Genomic DNA, 22,426 nt, shown 5'->3' with positions numbered 1-22,426 from the left:
ACGACGGTGCCAGAGCACTGTCGGCGGCGACATAGGCTTGTCTCCATGCGATCAGGGCAACGCACGTCGATGGCGACCATGGTCGCAGTGGTGGCGCTGTGTGCCGTGACCCTGGCGCTCGGCTACTTCAACAAGGCCCGCTGCGCCGTCGCTCCGTTCCTCGACAACGGTCGCAGTACCGCGTTCGACACGGTCAAGGACAGTTGGGTCTGCTATTCCGACATCCAATTCTTGTGGCTCGGACGCGATATCGACAATCACGTCTTTCCCTATCTCAGCGGTGCCATCACGCCCAACGGAATTCTCACCGGCGGAACCGTCGAATATCCGGTCTTGAGCGGTCTTTTGATGTGGCTCGGTGCGATCCCATCACATACCGATGCAGAATTTTTGCTCTATTCGAGTGCGCTGCTCGCACCGTTCGGCCTGTTGACGGCGTGGATGCTCGGGCGTCTCGCGGGCAAACCTGCACTGTTGTGGTCGGCTGGTCCTCCGTTGGTGCTCTACGCATTCCACAACTGGGAACTACCGGTGGTCGCAACGGCCGTCGGCGCCGTATTCGTCATGGCCCTCCGAATTCCGTTGCGCACGAGAGGGATGCTGGCCGCAGTTTTACTCGCGATCGGATTCTGCCTCAAGTTGTACCCGGGCGCATTCGTGCTGCCACTACTCCTCTACGTCGCCTACGGCGGGAACGGTGGTCGCGAACTGCCCCACGCGGTTCGAGGTCGGTTCGACATTCAGGGTGCGATCGGCGTTGCCTTGGCAGCGATCGGCACCGTCGTCGCAATCAACCTTCCCTTCGCCGTACTGGGTTACGAGGGTTGGCGGGCCTCGTTCGCCTTCCAAACTCTGCGCCAAGCCGATATCACCACCAACTCCATTTGGTATTGGGGAGTACGTCACCTCTACATGAGCGATTCCATGACGCCGGAGGACTATCTGCGCGCCGAAGCGTCGTTCCAGGACACCGTCGATGTGTTGTCACCGCTGCTAGTTTTCGCAGCATTCGGGTTGGCACTGTGGCTCGGTCTGCGGAGGATGAAGGTCGAACACACCTACCCCTGGATCGCCGTCAGTGGCTCGATGCTCTGCGGATTTCTACTCCTGCACAAGGTGCACTCACCGCAGTACACCCTCTGGCTTGTTCCGTTCTTCGTTCTTCTCCGTGTGCCATGGGCGCTGGTCGGTGCGTACTTGGTGGCAGACCTCTCGATGGGCATCGGGGTATTCAAGTACTTCGGAGCGCTGGCGGAGGGGTCGGACAGCACGACCGAGAAGTTCTTCGTCGAGGTGGGCGTGTGGGGACGCGCGGTGCTGCTCGTGGTCTTCTTCTTCGTCTTCCTCCGCGCCCGCCTACGAAACCCTGGCCAGACGCATCCAGCAAACGCCGATGACCTCGTCGGTGGCTCCGACACTGCGACGTCGACAACCGAAACACGACGCAACTCGCCGACCCGGTAACAAACCGACCCCTTGTTCCGACTAGTCGGTAGGCAGCCGAAGTAGTTGTCGTGAGGCTGGGCGGAGGCGGAGCATGACGCAGGGCTCGGGGGGATCGATGCCGACCGAAGGCAGTGTTCGCCGCAGGATCGGTTTGGTCGAGGATCACGAGTCGGTTGCGCTTGGCCTTCGATCGATTCTCGCCGACCAATCGGATCTGGATCTGGTGGCTGTCGCTGCCACTGTCGACGAACTTCTGGCCTCGGGTCCGAAGCTGGACCTCGTCGTCCTCGATCTTCGTCTCGGCGACGGGTCTTCACCGCGTTCGAATGTCGAGAAGTTGCACGCCGCAGGTGCTCGGGTCCTGGTGTACACCGGTGCCGAGAATCCATTTCTCGTTCGGTCCGCCGCGAGGGCGGGAGTTCTGGGCGTCGTCCGCAAGTCCGAGCCGGCCGCAGCGATCGTCTCGGCTATCCGACGCGCCGCCGCCGGGGGCCAGGTCGTCACCACTGATTGGGCTGCGGCTATCGACGGCGACCCGCAACTGCCCGATGTCGGCTTGAGTCCACGTCAGCGCGAAGTACTGGCGTTGTATGCGTCGGGAGAGAAGGCCGGCCGCGTCGCGCGTCTGGCTGGGCTGTCGGAGCAAACCGTCAACGACTACCTGGTTCGGATCAGAAACAAGTATGCCCAGGCGGGGCGCCCTGCGCCGACGAAAACCGATCTCTACAAGCGAGCTGTCGAAGACGGATGGCTTCCGATGCCGGAAGTGCCGCCGGTGAGCTGAGGGCGTTCGGAGTGAATTACCCAGGTCGGTAAGGATTCAATGCCCCTAGTTTTGAGGGCAGACAACCTGCCCGCCACCTGTGAAACTCGAGTCAACGGTTAGTAAAGGCCACAGCCGCACCAGTACGGGGAGAACGCCATGTCAACAGGTTTCGATGCGACAGCTATCTGTATGTCCGGTCTTTCGGCACCGATCGTCGAGCGTCCTTCACGCCCACAGATCAGCCTCGCGCCGCCGGTCCAGGCTCGTCCTGTCGCCGGAATGTCGGGCTCGTTCCTGCCCAAACCGGTGTTGACCGGACGCGAAATCCAGGTGCTTACCGGTTGGATCCGCTGCGACTCCAAAACCGAGGTGGCCAAGTCGCTGTTCCTGTCATTGGGCACCGTCAACACACACCTGACGCGAATTCGGGCGAAATACGCGGCGGTCGGCCGCCCGGCCTCGACCAAAGCATCGCTGGTGGCGCGGGCTCTGCAGGACGGGATGATCGATATCGCGGAGCTGTAGGTACTTCCGCGCGACCGACGTATTGATTGTGTACAGATTTCGGTACACCCCTTCTCAGATGCCGGTTGCGCGCGCAGAATCGACGGGGCGGTCGGGCGCTCGGCATGGGGGAAGAACGTCTCTGGTGCTGGATTTCTTACTGCAGGAGGTACACGTTGTCGAGTTCGCCACGTCCACCCACGATTGCGCGGGATACAGGAGCGGAGTCTGCACGTTATTCGGTGTCGACCAGCGAACTCGATGGATACCTGTATCGCAGACCCGCGCTCAGCGCCCGCGAAGTCGAAGTCATGCTTGCGTGGTTCTCATCGGATTCGAAAGCCGACGCCGCATCTACGGTCCGCATTTCTGTCGGCACCGTCAACACTCATCTCACTCGCATTCGCCACAAGTACGCGGCGGTAGGTAGGCCTGCATCGACGAAGGCCGCCCTGTTCGCTCGCGCGCTACAGGACGGCCACACCAAGCTCAACCATTGGTGACGGAGGGATTTCCCCTACTCGTTACACCGTGAGTTTCGTGTCCTCACCCTGCTCGACCAGCTTCTTGTTGCGCCTGATACTGCTGATCAGAGCAGCGCCGATGAACAGAATGCCGACGAAGCCGGTGATCAGCTCGTTGATCTCCACTCCGATCGATACCAGCAGAATTATCGCCAGTGCGCCGATGGCCCAGTGCGCACCATGCTCGAGGTAGACGTAATCGGACAGCGTGCCCTTGCGGACCAGGAAGACCGTGATGGATCGGACGAACATCGCACCGATGAATCCGAGGCCGAGGGCGATGATGATCGGGTCCGCGGTGATCGCGAAAGCGCCGATGACACCGTCGAACGAGAACGAAGCATCGAGGACCTCTAGGTAGAGGAACAGGAAGAACCCGGCCTTGCCGGTCGCCTTCGCCAGTTCGCTCGGACCACTCGATGCCTCTTCGCCCTCTTCGTCGGTATGGAACAGCTCACCCAGTCCGTTGACGGCGATATAGGTGATCATGCCGAGCACGCCGGCGACCATGACCGTCGAAATCTTGTCGTCGTCGGCCAGGAACTCCGCGCTGAGCACCAGCAGCAGACCTGCCACCACCACCGCGAGCTGATCGAGCTTGCCGATCTTGGCCAACGGCTTCTCGAGCCAGCTCAACCAGGTGATCTCGCGGTCTTCGAAGATGAAACCGAGGAACAGCATCAACAGGAACATGCCACCGAACGCAGCAATCTGAGGATGCGCGTCGGTGAGGAGGGTCTCGTAGCTGGGACTGCCGTCGGGGAAGGTCGCAGCATCGTTCTCCGGCGGATTGAGTGCAAGTTGAATCGCTGCGACGGGTCCGAGACCGGATGCGGCCCAGACGATGACGAGCGGGAAGAGCAACCGCATGCCGAACACCGCGATGACAATGCCGATGGTCAAGAATAACTTTTGCCAGAATTCGCTCATTCGGCGAAGCACGGTGGCATTGATGACCGCGTTGTCGAACGACAACGACACTTCCAGGACACCAAGAATCAAGACGAGAATCATCGCCTCAAGGCCGCCGTAGAGGAAAGCGACGATCACCGAAACAATCGTGACTCCGATGGACCATCCGAATATCCGTAGAACCACTGTCGGTGGCCTTTCTCTTGGCAGCAATAAAAACAAATAGGGGAGAACCCCGATACATCATGAATGATGCGGCGGGATTTCCCCTATCGAAGTACGACCTACGAACCCTAGACGTTCACGCCGAAGTCACGAGCGATTCCGGAGAGGCCGGAGGCGTAACCCTGGCCAACGGCACGGAACTTCCACTCGGCACCGTTGCGGTACAGCTCACCGAAAACCATGGCGGTCTCGGTGGAGGCGTCCTCGCTGAGGTCGTAGCGGGCGAGTTCGGAATTGTCGGCCTGGTTCAGTACGCGGATGAACGCATTGCGCACCTGCCCGAACGACTGCGAACGCGCGTCGGCGTCGTAGATCGAGACGGGGAAGGTGATCGTTTCGATCTCCGGCGGGACGGCAGCAAGATCGACCTTGATCTGCTCGTCGTCGCCCTCGCCCTCACCTGTGGTGTTGTCGCCGGTGTGCTCGATCGAGCCGTCGGGGGACTTGAGGTTGTTGAAGAACACGAAGTGTCCGTCGCTCAATGCCTTCTTCGTCGAGTTCAGCGCGATGGCGCTGGCGTCGAGGTCGAAGTCCGTTCCGGTCGTCGTTCGAATGTCCCAACCGAGTCCGACCGTGACCGCGGTCAGGTTCGGAGCTGCCTTGGTGAGTGAAACATTGCCGCCCTTGCTGAGGCTGACGCCCATGTCTGTCCTTTCGTGTGGATTCCGCTACGACTTTCCACCGTAGTGGTCATCTGTCCGATTTGTGAGGAGCTCGCGGTCACACCGCAGGCCCGATCCTGTTTGTCGTAGTTGCACTACGGCAACGTGCACACCACGGCGGGAAGTTCCCGTCAGTACTATCGAGCGGGTGACAAGTCGCTGGCCTGGGACCTTCCGCCGCGGAGGTGGATCGGAGTCTGCTGCGCGCGCAGCACAGGAGAGCGCCGTCGCTGCCTTCCTCGACATGGACAAACGACAGTCGATCGCGTCCACGGGTGTCGACGCAATCCGGGCTCTGACTCCCGCACGCGACATCACGTCCTTGTGGAACGACACCGAGAAGAAGTGTTTCGAAGCCGGCGCTGCCTACTTGACGGCGGTGGATCAGTTCGACGGCATCACCACCCCTGCGGCACAGCACGCATTCGACGCCGCGACGCATGCGCTGGGCGAAGCATGTCGCGCTGTCGACGAGTTCTACCAAGCGCACCGAATCGACCTCGAACAAGCACGTTCCACGCTCGCCGCTACCCCGCGCCTGGCTCAGGATGCCAAGGCTCTTGCCGAGAAGGCCCAGTTGGCCGTCGCGGCCGCCGATGACAGCTTTACCGACTACCCGTCGATACGGGCGGCATGGCAGACACTCGACGCCGGCGTTGCCACCCTCGACGGCGCCACCGCGTCAGGTGACGCTCTGGGCGTCCGAAATGCCGCCGCCGCAGTTCGTGAGGCCGCAGCAGCGCTGGAGGCTGCCCTCGAAGCCGCTCCGGCCCGAGCGAAGGAAGCGCGCTCGGCTCTCTCGTCGGTCCGCACACGCCTCGAGGCTGTCCGCACGCGCTTCGAACGACTCGCACCTGCCTTCTCGACGTTGCTCCGCGAGTTCAATGTCGCCAGCTCCGCCGACCTCTCGGCCAACGAGCACATGAGCGCCCGCTACATCGAGCAGGCCTCGGAAGACCTCGCCGCCGCGCGGGCGGCCGCCGACGCGAGCAACCCCGAACAGGCGCTCGACTACATCGCACAGGCTCGCGCTCGCCTTGCCGACGCCGAGGCCCTCGTCGATGCCGTCACCGATCGAGTCGAACTGCTGCGTGCGGTGAAGGCAAACCCACGGGAGAAGGAACGGGCGGTACGTTTCACGTTACGAGACGCACAACAGTTGGCCGTGAACCGCGGCCTGGTTGCAGAGTGGGGATCGGTATTGGATGCTCAGCTGGCTCGAATCGAGAGAGCGAGCACTGCACTATCCGGAACTCACCCCGATTACTGGTCCTACCTGCAAGATCTGAATACCATTTCGGGCTTCATTTCCGGGGTTGTCGACAGGATGCGAGGCTCGGCTCGCTGATTGCCGAACTCCACAATTCATTTGCTCACGAACGCTAAGGACGCCCGGTGCAACACTTTCGACATCTCGACCCCGCAGTGCACGACGCACTGTTCTTCCGGCCACCCAAGAACATTGCCGTCGATGCGGACATCGTCAGTGTCGCAACGGCACTCGGCGCGACACTGTACATGCCGGCGACACGGACCCACCTGACCGCGACGTTGACAAAACGCAGCCGCATGGGCGTCTGCTCATTGGTCATCGACCTCGAAGATGCCGTCGCCGATCACCATCTCGAAGAGGCGCTCGCCAATACCGTGCGGACACTCGACGAGCTGGCCACGGCCGAGGACCTTACGGCGTTGGTGTTCGTCCGGGCCCGCACTCCGGAGCATATTCGCAGAATCTGTTCCGAGATCGCTCACGGTGCCGCCGCCCTCGCCGGATTCGTGGTGCCCAAGTTCACAGCAGCCAACGGCGCCTCTTTCCTCGACGCCATCGCCGCGGGTTCGAGTGAGCACGGCAAGCGACTGTTCGCGATGCCAATTCTCGAATCCGCCGAGGTCGTATTCCGAGAGACACGCGACACCGAACTGATCGCGGTACGCGAACTGCTTGTGGCACACAGTGACCTAGTACTCGCGGTGCGTATCGGCGCCACCGACATGTGCGGCATGTTCGGTATCCGCCGCGACCGAGATCTGACCATCTACGACGTCCGAGTCGTCGCCGACGTCATCAGCGCCATCGTCAACCACCTCGGGCGCAACAACGAAACCGGATTCGTCATCACAGGACCGGTATGGGAGTACTTCGCCGATCACGAACGCATGTTCCGGCCCATGCTCAGACAGACCCCGTTCGTCGAACCCGGGGCAGTTCGATTTCGGCAGCAGCTCGTCAGCAGTGACCTCGACGCCCTACTTCGCGAAGTCGCATTGGACCGCGCCAACGGGATTCAAGGAAAAACGGTAATTCACCCATCTCACGTTCCAGCCGTACATGCACTGTCTGCAGTCACACACGAGGAGTACCACGATGCGCTCGACATCTTGGAATCCGACGCCGGAGGCGTCCGGGCATCGGGCTACGGTAACAAGATGAACGAGCTTGGACCACATCGTAACTGGGCGAGCCAGACATTGCTGCGTGCCGATGCTTTCGGCGTCACCAACGAAAAGATCACGTTCGTGGACGTACTCACCGCTCTGGCGGACCGATGAACAACCCGACCGACGGCATCAAAGTCACCGGCACCGGCACGTCCTCGGAGTGGTCGGTAGAGCAACTCGTCCGCCCCGGATTGCGTCGAAACCCCAGGCGTGCGCATCTGTTGGTGTCGGAGGTACTCGGAAAACACATACCGGTCGACCCCGAACTCGTGACCTCCGCAGCCGACCAGCTGGGGACGCTCGTACTCGACGCGGTCGGTGGATCGGACGTCGTCGTGCTCGGGTTCGCCGAAACAGCAACTGGTTTGGGACATGGCGTGGCGGCGCGACTCAACGCTTATTCCTACCTGCATTCGACGCGTCGCGACGTGCCCGGCCTGGAGGTGTACGGCGAGTTCCAAGAAGGTCATTCACACGCGACGGATCACAAACTGCTGCCGACGTCCGCGGACGTCATGGCCGTTCCGCTTCCCCTCGTCTTGGTCGACGACGAGATATCCACCGGTAAAACGGCACTCGAAGCAATCCGCTCCGTCCACGCCGTCACTCCGCGTGCACATTACGTGATCGCCTCGCTCGTCGACATGCGAAGCGAGAAGCACATTCTCGAGACAGAAGCCGTCGCGACCGAACTCGGCGTCACCATCGTCAGCGTCAGCCTCGCGCAGGGCAGCGTCGAACTGGCCGACGGACTCGTCGGTGATGTGACCGGACTACCGGACCCGACATTCAATCCCGCCGCGGAGACTGCGGGCACCGTGACCCGCCTCGATGTGGAGTGGCCCGCAGCCGTTCCCGACGGCGGCCGTCACGGCTTCCTTTCCTTCGACACTCCGGCCTTCGAGAACGCGATCGCTCACGTTGCCGCCCGCGTCGAGACCGTCGTGCCCGTCGGCAGGCCCGTAGTGGTCCTCGGCCACGAAGAATTGATGTACTTGCCGCTTCGCCTCGCGTTGATTCTCCGTGCGGGTGGTCATCCGGCATTGTTCCAAACCACCACTCGGTCACCGGCTTACGTACTCGATACACCGAATTATCCGTTGCGTCGTGGCTTCCAGTTTCTGGCGCCGGAGAACGGCGAACCCGAGGCTCGGTACGTCTACAATGCGGACGGTCCCGAGAATGCGTTGCTGATTCTCGTGGTCGACGAGCCTGCGGACACCGACCGTCTGTTCGGCGAAGGTGGTGCCGCTCGCACTCTCGCCGCTTCCGGCTCCGATGTCCTCGTGGTCGTCATCACCGGTGCCGATCCGGTTGCCCTCGCGGTGTCGCGCCGCGCGGTGCCCCTCGCCGGGCCCGCATTCGGCTCCTACGCCCCTGGTGAGGTGACGTGGCTGCTCAAGGACCTCTCGGGGGTAGAGCTCGAAGCCGATGTCGGTGAGCGAGAGAAACGAATTCAAGCCGGCACAGCGCACTACGCCGAATCGCTGCCCGTAGAGTTTCAGCCCGATCTCGCGTACCGAGAATTGTTCGAAGAAGTTCTGCAGGACAGCGCTTCTCGACTAGCAGTCGCAGTCGGTACCGTCACCGAACTCGTTCTGGCCGAGCGCGGGCACGACATCGTTCTCGCATCGTTGGCTCGAGCCGGCACACCGATCGGGATACTGATGCGCCGCTGGGCACACCACGCGCATGGACTCGAACTGCCGCACTACGCCCTCTCGATCGTCCGTGACCGTGGAATCGATACTGTCGCACTGAAATACCTCGCGGACAATCATGATCCCCGGTCGGTCGTCTTCGTAGACGGCTGGACAGGAAAAGGTGCCATTGCCAGCGAATTGACCGCTGCGCTAACGGCATTCGAGGGCGCGGAATTCAACAGCGATCTCGCAGTTCTGGCCGACCCTGGCCACTGCGCGCGGACCTACGGCACGCGTGATGACTTCCTCATCGCATCTGCTTGCCTCAATTCGACGGTCTCCGGTCTCGTCTCCCGGACGGTCCTCAACCGCGACCTGATCGACGACGGCGAATTCCACGGTGCCAAGTACTACGCCGACCTTGCACCGGACGACGTGTCCAATCATCTGCTCGACACCGTGTCAGCACAATTCGACTCGGTACGCGAGGACGTTGCCCGCTCGGTCACCGCAGTATCGAACTCGGATCGCACTCCGACATGGACCGGATGGGCTTCGGTGGAGAAGGTCCGTGAAGAGTTCGGGATCTCACATGTCAATTTCGTCAAACCCGGTGTAGGGGAAACCACGCGAGTACTTCTCCGTCGAATTCCATGGCGGATTCTCGTGCGCGAGCTCGATGCCCCCGAGCACCGACACATCCGAATGTTGGCTGCCGCCAGAGATGTTCCGGTGATCGAGGTGCCCGACCTGGCATATTCGTGCATGGGCCTGATCAAGGATGTCACATGAACACCCTCGTAGCGGTCGACCTGGACCGTACGATGATCTTCTCCGCGGCCGCGCTGGGGTTCGAGGTCGACGACAGCGTGGTCTGCGTCGAAATGTTCGACGGAGCGCCACTGTCCTACATGACCACCACCGCCGCCGAGTCGCTGCGCACCCTCACCGCCGATGCCGTCGTGGTGCCGACAACAACACGTACGATCGAGCAATTCCAGCGAATCTCACTGCCCGGCGCGCCCTGGCGGTTCTCGATCACGAGCAACGGCGGCAACATCCTCGTCGACGGTGAACCCGACCGTGCATGGCGTTCCAGTTTCTCGGACATCGATCTCGACGGAGTCCGCGAGGAACTGACGCGTCGAACCCGCGGCGACTGGGTTCTCAAGCGTCGGACTGCGGACGATCTCTTCTGCTACCTCGTCGTCGAGCCCACAGCGGTTCCGCCTCAATTCCTCGCGGACTGGTCTTCGTGGTGCGCCGCGCGTGGATGGAACGTCTCGCAACAGGGACGCAAGATTTACACGATGCCCAACGTCGTCTGCAAGAGTCGCGCCGTCGCCGAAGTTCTCACCCGCTGCATCGACGACGGCATTCTCGACGACGGGGCCCTCACGCTTGCTGCGGGTGACGGTGCACTCGATGCAGAGATGCTCATCGCCGCCGACCGGTCCATCAGGCCGCGGCATGGCGAGTTGGAGGCGAAAAACTTTCGGCACGACGGGTTGGTGGTCACGACGGCGGCGGGTGGGCTCGCGGGCGAGGAGATTCTCACCTGGCTGCATGCCGAGACGGCTCGAGAAGTCGATGGAACCATCCGTGCGTCCGCTGCGTCGAACAAGGCAAGGGGTTGACGCACACACGGGGGTACAGGCATGGGCTGGGGAAGAACGGGCTCGAAAGGTAGGCCCTGGACGGGCGCGGGTCGTGTCGCATCCGCGGAATCGGTTTCCATGCCGACGCATGATCCGGAGCACGAGGCATGAGCGGTGATCCTTCGGTAGAACTGCAGCAGACCCTGCGCAGACTCGGGACCATCAGCGGGTTCGGTGACATGTCGGCGCAGGAGTTCGGCGATCTGACACGCGCCGTCATCTACCAAGAGCGGGACAGTTACGCGTTCGGCGGAGGTTACGAGCCAAAGGCAGTGTTCGACGACGACCCGTTCGAGGCAATGTCGCATGGAGAGATCTTCGGGAAAGTCGAGCAGTTCCAACCTGAGCGGGCCGAGGAGTCCTCCAACAACTGGCGAGCGATCGGAGCCCATGCAGCCGAGGGCGCCGATCAGTTCGCTCAGGCAATGGCCGCGGTGAACAGCACCAGCTGGCAGGGCCCATCAGCCACCGCCGCAGTCGACGGTGTTCACGCGTACACGAAGTCGACCGCAGAGTTGAAAACGACTGCACATCTTGTGGCGAACAAGCTGCTCGAGGCATATACGGGGCTTCAGCAAACCAAGGCGAGCGTTCCGCCTCCGCTGGCTACCGGCCCGTTCGAGAAAGTGCTCGACGCCGTTCCGGGCTTTATCGTGCCCGGTGCGTTGAAGCAGGCCCAACACGCACGTGAAGAGGCGGAAGAAGCTGCGCGCCAGGTCATGCGCAGCGTGTACATGCCGGTCGTACATCAATCCGACGACCAAGTTCCGATTCTGCCGACCGCGCTTGACCCGGTCACCGACGGCGGCGCAGGCGATGCCGCCAGGCACCAGCCGGGCACCAAGGGCTCCGGCTTCAATGCGCAACCTGTTCCCCGAGCGGACGCATCGGCCACTGGGCCCGAATCCGGCTATGGTGCTTCGGGGCAGACCGGTTCACCTGCCTCCGACGGCGGCGCTCTTCGGTCTCCTGCATCGGATCCTCAGGACATCGGGACAGAGGCGTCGAATTGGGCGCCCGGTGAGGCACCACAGTCGCCGCAGCCGCCCACCGGTCCGGCCGGGGCACAGCAAGGGGCGAATGCCCCCTCCGGCTCATCACCAGCGGGGTCCTCACCCGGTGGCTCGGTGCTCGGTAGTCCACTCGGTGGTCCCGGCGGTTCAGGTGCCGGCGGTTCAGGTGCCGGGGGCTCGGGTTCCCGGGGCGGTGGATCAGGCGGTACCGGTTCTCGGTTCGGCGGGGGCTCCGGCGGTTCTGGCTCGGGTAGTTCGGGCTCGGGGTCTGGCATCGGGCGGTTGAGTCGCCCCGGAGTCGGAGGCTCGGTTCTCGGAGCTCCTGGCCAGGGCGGTGCCGCGGCTGGGGGCCAAGGATCGACCGGAGGGTCGGGTACGGCCTCAGGGCGTGCCGGTGCCCCTGGAATGGGCGGAATGTCGCCTGGCGCAGGTCGCGGTGGGCCGGGGGGTGCAGACGACGTCCACAAGACGCCCGGCTATCTGGTCGATGCCGTCAATGGAGACGAATTGATCGGCACGCTCCCACTTGTCGTTCCACCGGTGCTCGGCGGGTGAACGAGCGCGAGTGGAGCATGACCGGCCTCGAATTTCGGGTCATGATGGAGCAGTTCGGGCGCGATCGATTGCCGTTCCCACTGCAAATTCGTGCGTCCGCACGCTCGGCAGCCGAATATCACCGTCGATGCCACGAGGCGTCCATCGGCGTCGCGACGAGGATGGACGAGGACCTGCGCGAGGCCGGACGGATCCTTCTCGACCCGCGGCTTCGAATCGAGGTCGTCGGCCATACGAGGAGCACGAGTGCAGCCGACGGCTCCGCCGACGTCAAGATCCGTGGCCATGCCGCGATCGGACACGACAGTGCAGTGGTGCTGATCCAACAACCCGGACTCGATGATTCCTCTGGCGGTCCGGTGACGGTTCGCTTGGCCGCCTCGTATCGAGCGGTGAATGGAGTGCTGGGCGCACTGCCCGAATCCCCGAAGGGCACCAACCCTCGCATCGACATTCCGCGGCCTTCTCCGATCGGCCGATCGACTGCGAATTCCGTCGTGTTCGACAGCGCCACAGGGTCGACCTCCAGGGAGCACTTCGACCGCCTTCTCGGCCGACGTCGAACCAGCGCTGGCGAAATCCTCCTCTGCCCTGGCAAGACCACCGACAATCGAGTCGAAAAGAACTTGGCTGGTTTTCACTGGGTGGACAACGCCGATGACGGTCGATACCTGGTCCGGTCAGGTTCCACTGTCAGCGTCATTCCCGCCTCCGATTCCGACGTGGCCGCGGAAGTCCGAAGGCTCGCCGCAGCGTTGGCAGCCGAGAACTGAAGCCGGCCACCGGCACCGGTGGTGGAACTTCGTCCACAGCATTCGGACATTTCGACCCAGTACATTGGTGTTCGCACTTCACGACCCGCTCTCATCGAAAAGGACACACATTGTCTGCTCCAGCCGGTCAGCCCTTGGCGAAGGGACAAAACGGTCCGATCACCGTGAACAATGTGGTCGTATCCGTGCAGCTCAGCGCTCCTGCCGACCTGTCGGCACTCCTGGTAACCGGGGACGGCAAAGTCCGCACCGACGCGGACTTCGTCTTCTTCAATCAACCGACCGGGCCTGGTGTTTCTCTGGCTCCCGGCGCCACCGGACAACCCGGACAGTTATCGATCGCGCTGACCGAAATCCCCGCCGATATCGAACAGATCCGCGCAGTCATCACCCTCGACGACGCGTCGAGCAGCTTCGGCCGAGGCGCACCGCCGACCGCTCGCATCGCCGACGCGCAGGGCAACGTGTTGTACGAGTACGTCGTCGACGGCCTGAGCAGCGAGTCCATCGTGATCGCAGTCGAGGTGTATCGACGCTCGGGCACCTGGAAAGTTCGCGCGGTAGGACAGGGCTACTCCGGCGGTTTCGCTGCACTCGTCACCGACCACGGTGTGTCCGTCGACGACGCTCCCGCCGCGCAACCGGCAACCCCGACTTCTCCTCCCGCACCGCCTCCTCCTGCACCCACACCACCGCCCGCACCGACACCACCGCCCGCACCGACACCACCGCCGTCCGGCCCATCCGAGGTCAGTTTGACGAAGGCCCGTCCGGTCAGCCTGACCAAGGGTCAAAAGGTCACACTGCGCAAGGACGGTGGCGTCGCGCTGACGAAGATCCGGATGGGTCTGGGATGGGACCCGGTGGCGGCGCCCAAGAAGACCGGCTTCTTCGGCGGTGGCGGTCGCAGCGGGGACATCGACCTGGACGCGTCGGCGATCATGTTCGCCGGGCGCAACGTGGCAGATGTCGTGTATTACGGCCAGCTGAAGGCCAAGGATGGGTCGATCCTGCATCAGGGCGACAACCTGACCGGCGCCGGCGAAGGCGACGACGAGGTAGTGAACGTAGACCTCACGCGTGTTCCCGCGAATGTAACCGCGATCGTGTTCACGGTGACCTCGTACCGAGGGCAAACTTTCGAGCAGGTCGAGAACGCATTCTGCCGCCTCGTCGACGACACCAACAACACCGAGCTCGCCCGCTTCACTCTCCAGGGCGGGATGCCGTTCACCGGCCTCGTCATGGCAAAGGTTTACCGCGAGGGTGGAAACTGGAAGCTTCAGGCCATCGGTGACGGCATCGCCGCCAAGCACGCAGGCGAAGCAGTTCCGCATCTCGGCAAGTACATCTAGTCCACGCGCATGGGCACGGAAACCGCCTGCGGTGCGGTGGTTTTCGTGACCCGATGCGCATCCGGCGCATGGTCGAGCACTCCGCCCACCGGATCGTCCACCCCGCCCAGTCTCACGAGATCCTCGTCCGGGCGATAGATCTGCCGAACTATCAACGCACACAGTGCGATCACGGCGATGTCACGCACAACGACGGCCGCGGTGAACCATTGCTCCGGGACACCCTTGTCAGCGACACCGAGGTAGTAGTACATCCGGGGGAACCAGACGAAGGCGTCGATCACCATCCACGCCAACAACAATCTTCGATGCGGTAGTGCGAGCACAGCCAGGGGCACGAGCCACAGTGAGTACTGCGGACTCCACACCTTGTTGGTCAGTAGGAAACCGGCGACGACGAGGAAGCTCAACTGTGCCAATCGCGGACGCATCGGAGCATTCATCGCGATGTAGGCAATACCGGCGCACACGGCAACGAACAGCACCATCGTGACGGCGTTGAGGAACAGCGGTTTGTCACCCGGATGCATGGTTCCGTCGAATCCAGTCCATCCGGTGAACGACGAGATGACGTTGTAGATCGAATCCGGGTCGGCAGCGCGCATGGAGTTGAGCCGAAAGAACTCCGACCATCCGCTCGGAAACAGGAGTGCAATAGGAAGATTGACGGCCAGCCACGCTCCGAGGGCGGCGGAAGCGGTCAGGAACCATTCGCGCATCTTCCCGGCGCGCCAACACAATACGAGGAGCGGGCCCAAGAGAAGCAGGGGATACAACTTGGTCGCGCCGCCGAGACCGAGCAGGACACCGGCCAGTACGGGTCGCTTCCTCCCCCAAGCCAAGATTCCCACGGCGGCGAAAGCTGTTGCCAGCGCGTCGAAGTTGGTAAAACTGTGCACGATGACCAGCGGTGAACCTGCCACGAGCGCCGCATCCCAGATGCGCCGGCCGGCCGACATCGCTGTCGCCCAGACGGTGACCAACCATGCAAGGGCCAACCCGATCGCAACGACGTTGAAGTAGATCACCACCGAGAGCGCCTGCGGCAGCCAGGAGATCGAACTCCACGCCTTGGCCACGACCATCGAGCCGTACTGATACATCCCCGACAGGACCGGATACTCCATGTAGCGAATCTGCGTGCTTCCGTCCGCGGCCACTTCTTCCCACGACTTCTTGTACGGGAAAGCGCCCTGGTCCAAGCGCTCTGCGCCGTACAACGGAACGGTGTCGGAATAGCACATTGCAACGTACTGACGGCTACCACTCCAGTCGAGACCCAGCGATCCCTCTGGTCCGTTGGGTGCCTGTTGAATACAGCCGGCCTTGGCGAACCAACCGAAGCTCAGGAACACTACGGCGAGGAGCAACACCACCCGAAGCGGCGTCAGAAATCGCTGGCGGCCGATCAGTGCGTGCTTGCCCGCCGACCCACCGATGCCCGCAGCGAACTCTGCGGTCATCGGGTCGTTCGCGCCCGGGAGGTCTCGGGCCACGTTCGAGGATCGGTCGGGTGCCAACGGTCCCGGACTCGCGACGACTTTCCTCGCTCCGGGTTCGAAGGCTCCGGGTTCGATGGATCTGTCGTCGCTCACCCGGTCACGCTACCGAGCCGGAGCAGGTTCGAGCTCTTCTTCGGGCGTCTGTGGTGTGGCGGATTCGGGCGACTGCGCCGGCGCCGGAGCGAGGCCCGGTAGCGGAATCGTCACCCCCGGAAGGATCTCGACCTGGCGCGGTGTGATCACGACGGGCGGCGAAATCTCCGTCGGGATCGGCAACGTGATCGGTGGTGGTGGCGTCACCACTGCTGCTGCGCTGGGTGTCGTGGCCGGGGCTGCGGGAGCCGAGTACTGCGGCACACCAGCCTGACCGGCGATCGGCTCGGGAGTTGGGAAGTTCTCGTTGGACGTTCCTTCCAACGAGTCGTCCATCGTGTCCTTCCAGATATCCGACGGGAGTCCAGAACCGTAGATCGATCCGCCGTAGCTGTTTTGCAGAGGAAGTCCCTGCTCGGTTCCCACCCATACTGCCGTCGACAGCGAGGGGGTGTACCCGACCATCCAGGCGTCCTTGTTCTCGCCGGTATCGCCGAGCTGTGCAGTGCCCGTCTTCGCGGCGGATTGACGGCCGCCGGCCAGATTGTGGCCCTTGGAGTATCCGGCAATCGGCCGCATCGCAGCGGTGGTGTTGTCTGCAACAGCGGCGGAGGTGACCTGCTCGCCCGCCTCGGCACCCCGATCCAACAGGACCGTACCGTCGGCCGTGACGACGCGCTGCACGAAGTGCGGCGCGTGGTAGACACCCGACGCAGCGAGCGTCGCATAGGCGGAGGCCATGTCGATCACGCGAGACTGGTACTGGCCGAGCACGATTCCATTGTTGGGTCCGGCACCGTTCGGCTCGGTCAACGTGGGACCGACGCCCGGGATCTCCTCAGGGATTCCGAGCTTGTGTGCCATGTCTGCAATCGCCTGCGAACCGTTGTCCATCGACAACTGCAAGCGATAGAAGCTCGTGTTGAGCGAGCGTTTGAGCGCCTCTGCGATGGTGCAGGTTCCGCAGGATTCGCCCTCGACATTGCTGATGGGGATGCCGTTGACGGTAAGCGGCGAGCTGTCGAACATCTGCGAAAGCGGAATGCCCTGATCCAGTGCCGCCGCAAGGCCGAAGACCTTGAACGAGGACCCCGTCTGCAGACCCGACTGAGCGAAGTCGAATCCGCCGCCGTCCGAGCCGCCGTAGTAGGACTTGACCGCGCCGGTGCGTGGGTCGACCGAAACGGACGCCGCGCGCAGCTCGGAGGGCTCGCCCTCCATGTTCGAGTCGACCGCATCGATCACTGCGGCCTGCGCCACGGGATCGATCGTCGTGGTGATCTGCAACCCCTCGGTATTGAGGTCCTGTTCACTGACACCGGCAGCTGATAGTTCACGCAGAACCTGGGACTTGATCAGCCCGTTGGGGCCGGAGTCACTGTCGCCGGTATCGGCTTGTGAGGCGGGAACCCAACGTGGGTACTGCATCGCTGCACGCTGCGCCTGCTCCAGATTTCCTTGCGAAACCATACCGTCGAGCACATAGTTCCACCGCGTCTGAGCACCGGTCGGATTGAACTCGGGGTCCAGGCCGGACGGCTGCTGAATGGTGGCCGCCAGCACGGCACCTTCTTCGACAGTCAACTGGTCGACCGGCTTGCCGAAATACGCCGTCGACGCGGCAGCGATCCCGTACGCACCTCGGCCGAAGTAGATCGTGTTCAGATATGCCGCCAGGATGTCGTCCTTGGACCACTGACGAGCCATCTTCGACGAGATGACGAGCTCGCGCATCTTTCGCGTCAAGGTGCGTTCGGATCCGACCAGGGCATTCTTGACGTACTGCTGGGTGATGGTCGAGCCACCACCTGCACTGTCGCGTCCGAGAACGTTGTCACGCAATGCGCGTCCGAAGCCGGTGACCGAGAAGCCGGGGTTGGAGTAGAAGTCCCTGTCCTCCGCTGACAGCACTGCGTTGCGTACGTGCACCGGCACCTGCTCGATCGAGACATCGGTGCGATTGCCCTCGGGGGGCACGACCCTACCGAGCACACTCGAACCATCGGACGCCAGAATTGTGGCGACCTGGTTGGTCTTGATGTCGCCCGGGCGTGGGACGTCCTCGACCGTGTAGGCGACCATGAACGCGAGAATTGGAATGATCATCCCCAACGCGATCAGCGCATACAGCGTGCGACGGACGGGCCGCCACTTGGACTTCTTCTTCGTGTTCGCGGCGGAACCTCTCTCGGGCGGTTCGGGCGGTTCATTGCCCGAAGAACGTGGGGGCGGGTTGTCCGGCGGTCCGGTCGGCGGAAGCCCACCGGCACCGCGTGCAACCGGTGGGCCCGTTTCGGGGCCGCGGTTGGGTAGCGGAGGGCGCCCGGGAGGTGGACCAGCCGGGCCGTTGCCTGTAGGCGGACGGCCTGTAGGCGGACCGCCTTGCATGGGTCGGCGGGTCTGCGGCGGGGGCCCCTGTGGTCGGAGCGGCGGATCGAGAGGACGTCCCGGCGGCGGACCCTGTTGGCCTCCTGCCGGTGGGCCTGGCCGACCCGGAGGCGGACCCGGTGGCCGACCCGGAGGCGGACCCGGTGGCCGTCCCGTCGGTGGACCCTGCGGCCGACCCGGAGGCGGACCCTGCGGTCGTCCTGGCGGCGGACCCTGCGGTCGTCCTGGCGGGGGACCGAGAGGCCGACCTTGCGCGTCGCGTCGAACGCCCGGGGGTGGGCCCATCGGCGGACGACCGGGGGGCGGGCCGCCGGCGCCTGGGGTGTTGTCGCTGCCGCCTGGCGTGTTGTCGCTGCCACCAGGCGTGTTGTCGTAGGGGGAACTCACGTACAGGTCTCCAGTGGTTGCGGCAGGCACATCCGTATGCCGACCGGGATTGTCAGCGACGCGGTGTGTCTCACTCGCTCGCTGTTCGACGGTTCGGTTCGCGAGATCCCGATCGGGGCCGTCGCGGTTGCTTCGGGGCGGGAACTGCACCTAGTACATAGGATTGGACCAGGTGATTCCAACTGCAGGAACGGCAGACTTCCACAACGTGGACCGAGAACTCCTCCTGCGTTGCCGCGAGGCGAACGAGTTCGTCCGCCGTCCGCGCTGAACCCGAGAGTGTCCCCAGCTTCTCGCCGAACACCCACGAGACGAGGGTGAGCTGCTCCTTGCGGCAGATCGGGCACGCCACGTCGCTACCGCGGCCGTGGAACTTGGCCGCACGTAGTAGATAGGGATCGGCATCACACACCGCAGCCACGCCGGTCCTGCCCGAATAAACTTCGGCGAGCAGTGACCGTCGCTGAAGGGCGTAGTCCACCACCTGTCGCTGAAGTCGCACGAGGACCAGAGTACGTGCGGCCGCAGACTTGCGAACCTGGCATCCCGACTCTGATGTGACAACGGCGCGCCACCTCTCGCTGAAATTGGCTCCGCCCATGGCGCTTCACCTCTGCCGAAGCGTTCACCACTTGCGAGCGCCCAGGTCTCGCACGCGAGCTTCGAACTGCACTTTCGGCTACCCGAAGGCCCAGATATGTTCAAACTTATATCGGGTCGATACATTTTGTGTATATGCTTGGCAATCGCATCAATAGTTGCGGTACAGACATCAGAGGAGGAGGGTCGCATGCTCGAGCTCGCAATCCTCGGTTTGCTCCTCGAGGCGCCGATGCACGGATACGAACTCCGCAAGCGTCTGACCGGACTCCTCGGTGCATTTCGAGCCTTCTCGTACGGCTCGTTGTATCCAGCCTTACGCCGCCTCCAGGCGGACGGGCTGATTGCCGAGGATGCGGGGCCGGACACCCTCGTGAAACGTCGGGCACGGCGTGTGTACGAGCTCACTCCGCAAGGTAAGAAGCGCTTTGCAGAGTTGGTTGCCGACACCGGACCACAGAACTACACCGACGACGGATTCGGCGTTCACCTCGCCTTCTTCAGTCGCACACCGGCAGAAGCCCGGGTGCGCATCCTCGAAGGCAGGCGACGTCAGGTCGAGGAGCGCCGTGAAGGACTCCGCGACGCCGTGGGGCGAGCCAACGGGACGCTCGACCGGTACACCAGTCAGCTTCACCAACTCGGCCTCGAATCGAGTGACCGCGAAGTGCGGTGGCTCAACGAAGTAATCGCAGCCGAGCAGGCGGGCCCGTCCGTCACCTCCACTACGAATCCGAACAATGTTTCCAAGACAGAAGGAGAACCCGACCATGGGTGAGAACAGCAACGCCATCCGCGTGGCCATTGTGGGTGTGGGCAACTGCGCCTCATCCCTGGTCCAGGGCGTGGAGTACTACCGGAACGCCGACGAGAACACCACCGTTCCCGGCCTCATGCACGTCAAGTTCGGCAAGTACCACGTCCGCGACGTCGAGTTCGTCGCCGCGTTCGACGTGGACGCCAAGAAGGTCGGCTTCGATCTCTCCGACGCGATCTTCTCCAGCGAGAACAACACGATCAAGATCGCCGACGTGCCGCCGAAGAACGTTCAGGTACTCCGCGGACCGACCCTCGACGGACTCGGCAAGTACTACCGCGAGACCATCACTGAGGCCGACGCCGAAGCAGTCGACGTTGCCCAGGCCCTCCGCGACGCGAAGGTCGACGTCCTCGTCTCCTACCTTCCCGTCGGATCCGAAGAAGCCGACAAGTTCTACGCGCAGGCATCGATCGACGCAGGCGTGGCATTCGTCAACGCTCTGCCCGTCTTCATCGCCAGTGACCCGGTTTGGGCCAAGAAGTTCGAAGACGCAGGCGTCCCCATCGTCGGCGACGACATCAAGAGCCAGGTCGGCGCCACCATCACGCACCGCGTCATGGCGAAGCTGTTCGAAGATCGCGGCGTCCAGCTCGACCGGACCATGCAGCTCAACGTCGGTGGCAACATGGACTTCCTCAACATGCTCGAGCGCACCCGCCTCGAGTCGAAGAAGATCTCCAAGACCCAGGCAGTGACGTCGAACCTCCAGAAGGAGTTCAACGCCAAGGACGTTCACATCGGACCTTCGGATCACGTCGGTTGGCTCGACGACCGCAAGTGGGCCTACGTCCGCCTCGAAGGCCGCGCCTTCGGCGACGTGCCACTGAGCCTCGAGTACAAGCTCGAGGTTTGGGACTCGCCCAACTCGGCCGGCGTCATCATCGATGCGGTTCGCGCAGCGAAGATCGCACTCGATCGTGGCATCGGCGGACCGGTCATCCCGGCGTCTGCCTACCTGATGAAGAGCCCGCCCAAGCAGCTCGCCGACGACGTCGCGCGCACGCAGCTCGAAGCGTTCATCATCGACGCGTAATCAGCTTCGCTTCCTGCCCGGGTACATGTGATCGGTCTCCACTGACGACCATGTGCACCCGGGCAGAATGCTGTGTACTGGAAGACTTCACCGCCCATGGATCTTGGGCAGGATCGAATTTCCTAGTGTGTGACCTTCAGCTTGCGGATGACGAAAGCAAGGGCGACAAGCAGTCCGAGAAGGACGACCGACGCCCATACGCTCGGATCGCCACCGACGATGCCTGCTACTGCAGCCACGAACGCCATCAGCGCGAAGAACCCCAGAATGCCCGCCAGCATCTGGAGGTGATCGCCCGCAGTCACGACTTGACTCCGCCTGCAGTCAGGCCCGAGATGATGCGACGCTGGAACAGCAGGACCATGATCACCAGCGGGATCGCGACGATGGTGCCCGCCGCCATGATCGCCGCGTACGGAACCACATGCGGGTCGTTGCCGGAGAACCGGGCGATAGCCACCGTCACTGGTTCGGTCTTGTCGCTGGAGAGCTGACTCGCCAGGAGATATTCGTTGACTGCCGCGATGAAGGCGAGGATGGCAGTGGTGAACAGCGCCGGTGCTGCGAGCGGCAACATGACCAGTCGGAACGCCTGGAAGCGTCCTGCGCCGTCGATACGGGCGGCTTCTTCCAGCTCCCAAGGCAATTCGGCGAAGAACGCGGCCAGGGTGTAAATGGTCAGCGGCAGTACGAACGAAATATTCGGGATGATCATCGCCTGGTAGGTACCGATCCACCCGATGTCGGTGAAGAATTGGAACAGCGGCGTCACCAATGCCACGACCGGGAACATCGAGGCGCCGAGCACGATACCGACGACGATGTACTTGAACCGAAAGTCGATCCGCGAGAGGGCATACGCGGAGAAGATGCCTATGACGAGGGCAACGAGAGTGGTTGCGCCGCCGATGATCAGGCTGTTGATCACCGCTCGAACGAAGTTGTTGCCGTTACTCGTAGACAAGGCGTTGGAGAAGTTCTCCATCGTCACATGCGTCGGCCACGGCGTCGTATCGAAGGTGTAGCGCGGATCTCGTAACGCGGTCACGACCATCCAGTAGAACGGTGCAAGGCCCCAGATCAGGATGATCGCAACGCCGAGATAGATGCGAGCAGTTTTCATCG

20 protein-coding genes are annotated in these 22,426 nt (G+C 63.0%); 13 read left to right on the top strand and 7 right to left on the bottom strand.

Annotation, left to right across the window (positions count from 1 at the left end; all coding sequences use genetic code 11):
• Positions 1–45: 45 nt before the first annotated feature.
• The 4 genes from QMK32_RS06945 to QMK32_RS06930 all read left to right on the top strand — a co-directional run bounded on the left by QMK32_RS06945 (position 46) and on the right by QMK32_RS06930 (position 3,219).
• A complete protein-coding gene (locus QMK32_RS06945; RefSeq protein WP_283473878.1) occupies positions 46–1,464 on the top strand; it encodes a glycosyltransferase family 87 protein in 1,419 nt (472 codons plus the stop codon).
• A gap of 73 nt (positions 1,465–1,537) precedes the next feature.
• Positions 1,538–2,230, top strand: coding sequence for a response regulator transcription factor (locus tag QMK32_RS06940; protein WP_502943540.1), 693 nt, complete (start codon positions 1,538–1,540; stop codon positions 2,228–2,230).
• Positions 2,231–2,368: 138 nt separating this feature from the next.
• Positions 2,369–2,737: a response regulator transcription factor gene (locus QMK32_RS06935; protein WP_283473877.1), complete on the top strand. Its 369-nt coding sequence runs from the start codon at positions 2,369–2,371 to the stop codon at positions 2,735–2,737.
• A gap of 221 nt (positions 2,738–2,958) precedes the next feature.
• Positions 2,959–3,219, top strand: a complete 261-nt coding sequence (locus tag QMK32_RS06930; RefSeq protein WP_269302842.1) for a helix-turn-helix transcriptional regulator — start codon at positions 2,959–2,961, stop codon at positions 3,217–3,219.
• A 21-nt stretch (positions 3,220–3,240) separates the two neighbouring features.
• Here the strand turns inward: QMK32_RS06930 and QMK32_RS06925 are convergent, their stop codons facing one another.
• Both QMK32_RS06925 and QMK32_RS06920 read right to left on the bottom strand, forming a co-directional pair.
• Entirely contained in the window at positions 3,241–4,338 is a 1,098-nt protein-coding gene (locus tag QMK32_RS06925; RefSeq protein WP_283473875.1) for a DUF475 domain-containing protein, read from the bottom strand.
• 107 nt (positions 4,339–4,445) lie between these two features.
• On the bottom strand, positions 4,446–5,021 hold the full coding sequence (locus tag QMK32_RS06920; protein ID WP_283473873.1) for a TerD family protein: 576 nt from the start codon (positions 5,019–5,021) through the stop codon (positions 4,446–4,448).
• A 262-nt stretch (positions 5,022–5,283) separates the two neighbouring features.
• On the opposite strand from QMK32_RS06920, the gene QMK32_RS06915 reads away from it, so the two are divergent.
• From QMK32_RS06915 to QMK32_RS06885, 7 genes are all read left to right on the top strand, one after another.
• Positions 5,284–6,387 (top strand): hypothetical protein, encoded by a 1,104-nt coding sequence (locus QMK32_RS06915; RefSeq protein WP_283474018.1) that lies wholly within the window; start codon positions 5,284–5,286, stop codon positions 6,385–6,387.
• Between the two features lie 47 nt (positions 6,388–6,434).
• Entirely contained in the window at positions 6,435–7,592 is a 1,158-nt protein-coding gene (locus QMK32_RS06910) for an HpcH/HpaI aldolase/citrate lyase family protein (RefSeq protein WP_283473870.1), read from the top strand.
• Positions 7,589–9,916 carry a phosphoribosyltransferase gene (locus QMK32_RS06905; protein WP_283473868.1) on the top strand — a complete coding sequence of 776 codons (2,328 nt, stop codon included), beginning with the start codon at positions 7,589–7,591 and terminating at the stop codon, positions 9,914–9,916. Before QMK32_RS06910 ends, QMK32_RS06905 begins: the two co-directional genes overlap by 4 nt.
• Entirely contained in the window at positions 9,913–10,761 is an 849-nt protein-coding gene (locus QMK32_RS06900) for an HAD family hydrolase (RefSeq protein ID WP_283473866.1), read from the top strand. Before QMK32_RS06905 ends, QMK32_RS06900 begins: the two co-directional genes overlap by 4 nt.
• Positions 10,762–10,889: 128 nt before the next feature.
• Complete coding sequence (locus QMK32_RS06895) at positions 10,890–12,350, top strand: hypothetical protein (protein WP_283473864.1); 1,461 nt, start codon at positions 10,890–10,892, stop codon at positions 12,348–12,350.
• Between the two features lie 17 nt (positions 12,351–12,367).
• On the top strand, positions 12,368–13,123 hold the full coding sequence (locus QMK32_RS06890) for an ESX secretion-associated protein EspG (protein WP_283473863.1): 756 nt from the start codon (positions 12,368–12,370) through the stop codon (positions 13,121–13,123).
• Between the two features lie 134 nt (positions 13,124–13,257).
• Complete coding sequence (locus QMK32_RS06885) at positions 13,258–14,478, top strand: TerD family protein (RefSeq protein WP_283474016.1); 1,221 nt, start codon at positions 13,258–13,260, stop codon at positions 14,476–14,478.
• Here QMK32_RS06885 and QMK32_RS06880 read toward each other — a convergent pair.
• The 3 genes from QMK32_RS06880 to QMK32_RS06870 form a co-directional block, all read right to left on the bottom strand.
• Entirely contained in the window at positions 14,475–16,073 is a 1,599-nt protein-coding gene (locus tag QMK32_RS06880; RefSeq protein WP_502943539.1) for a glycosyltransferase family 87 protein, read from the bottom strand. The two genes, QMK32_RS06885 and QMK32_RS06880, sit on opposite strands and share 4 nt — an antisense overlap.
• Positions 16,074–16,082: 9 nt before the next feature.
• Complete coding sequence (locus tag QMK32_RS06875) at positions 16,083–18,179, bottom strand: transglycosylase domain-containing protein (RefSeq protein WP_283474014.1); 2,097 nt, start codon at positions 18,177–18,179, stop codon at positions 16,083–16,085.
• Between the two features lie 739 nt (positions 18,180–18,918).
• On the bottom strand, positions 18,919–19,350 hold the full coding sequence (locus QMK32_RS06870; protein ID WP_283474013.1) for a DUF5318 domain-containing protein: 432 nt from the start codon (positions 19,348–19,350) through the stop codon (positions 18,919–18,921).
• A 288-nt stretch (positions 19,351–19,638) separates the two neighbouring features.
• On the opposite strand from QMK32_RS06870, the gene QMK32_RS06865 reads away from it, so the two are divergent.
• Positions 19,639–20,226, top strand: a complete 588-nt coding sequence (locus tag QMK32_RS06865) for a PadR family transcriptional regulator (RefSeq protein ID WP_084345956.1) — start codon at positions 19,639–19,641, stop codon at positions 20,224–20,226.
• Entirely contained in the window at positions 20,219–21,301 is a 1,083-nt protein-coding gene (locus tag QMK32_RS06860) for an inositol-3-phosphate synthase (protein ID WP_269302035.1), read from the top strand. Before QMK32_RS06865 ends, QMK32_RS06860 begins: the two co-directional genes overlap by 8 nt.
• A gap of 122 nt (positions 21,302–21,423) precedes the next feature.
• On the opposite strand, the gene QMK32_RS06855 is transcribed toward QMK32_RS06860, so the two are convergent.
• Together QMK32_RS06855 and QMK32_RS06850 are read right to left on the bottom strand one after the other, a co-directional pair.
• Positions 21,424–21,606 (bottom strand): hypothetical protein, encoded by a 183-nt coding sequence (locus QMK32_RS06855; protein ID WP_084345836.1) that lies wholly within the window; start codon positions 21,604–21,606, stop codon positions 21,424–21,426.
• Positions 21,603–22,424, bottom strand: coding sequence for a carbohydrate ABC transporter permease (locus QMK32_RS06850; protein WP_269302027.1), 822 nt, complete (start codon positions 22,422–22,424; stop codon positions 21,603–21,605). Before QMK32_RS06850 ends, QMK32_RS06855 begins: the two co-directional genes overlap by 4 nt.
• Positions 22,425–22,426 lie beyond the last annotated feature (2 nt).

This window comes from Rhodococcus sp. H29-C3 (assembly GCF_030063405.1).
Classification (GTDB): Bacteria; Actinomycetota; Actinomycetes; order Mycobacteriales; family Mycobacteriaceae; genus Rhodococcoides.
This window is presented reverse-complemented; position numbering and strand designations above follow the sequence as displayed.

Bases quoted from the DNA above. Each gene is read 5' to 3' on its own strand.
- QMK32_RS06945 (WP_283473878.1), top strand. From the start codon at position 46: ATGCGATCAGGGCAACGCACGTCGATGGCGACCATGGTCGCAGTGGTG.
- QMK32_RS06940 (WP_502943540.1), top strand. From the start codon at position 1,538: ATGACGCAGGGCTCGGGGGGATCGATGCCGACCGAAGGCAGTGTTCGC.
- QMK32_RS06935 (WP_283473877.1), top strand. From the start codon at position 2,369: ATGTCAACAGGTTTCGATGCGACAGCTATCTGTATGTCCGGTCTTTCG.
- QMK32_RS06920 (WP_283473873.1), bottom strand. From the start codon at position 5,021: ATGGGCGTCAGCCTCAGCAAGGGCGGCAATGTTTCACTCACCAAGGCA.
- QMK32_RS06915 (WP_283474018.1), top strand. From the start codon at position 5,284: ATGGACAAACGACAGTCGATCGCGTCCACGGGTGTCGACGCAATCCGG.
- QMK32_RS06905 (WP_283473868.1), top strand. From the start codon at position 7,589: ATGAACAACCCGACCGACGGCATCAAAGTCACCGGCACCGGCACGTCC.
- QMK32_RS06900 (WP_283473866.1), top strand. From the start codon at position 9,913: ATGAACACCCTCGTAGCGGTCGACCTGGACCGTACGATGATCTTCTCC.
- QMK32_RS06895 (WP_283473864.1), top strand. From the start codon at position 10,890: ATGAGCGGTGATCCTTCGGTAGAACTGCAGCAGACCCTGCGCAGACTC.
- QMK32_RS06890 (WP_283473863.1), top strand. From the start codon at position 12,368: ATGACCGGCCTCGAATTTCGGGTCATGATGGAGCAGTTCGGGCGCGAT.
- QMK32_RS06875 (WP_283474014.1), bottom strand. From the start codon at position 18,179: ATGATCATTCCAATTCTCGCGTTCATGGTCGCCTACACGGTCGAGGAC.
- QMK32_RS06865 (WP_084345956.1), top strand. From the start codon at position 19,639: ATGCTCGAGCTCGCAATCCTCGGTTTGCTCCTCGAGGCGCCGATGCAC.
- QMK32_RS06860 (WP_269302035.1), top strand. From the start codon at position 20,219: ATGGGTGAGAACAGCAACGCCATCCGCGTGGCCATTGTGGGTGTGGGC.
- QMK32_RS06850 (WP_269302027.1), bottom strand. From the start codon at position 22,424: ATGAAAACTGCTCGCATCTATCTCGGCGTTGCGATCATCCTGATCTGG.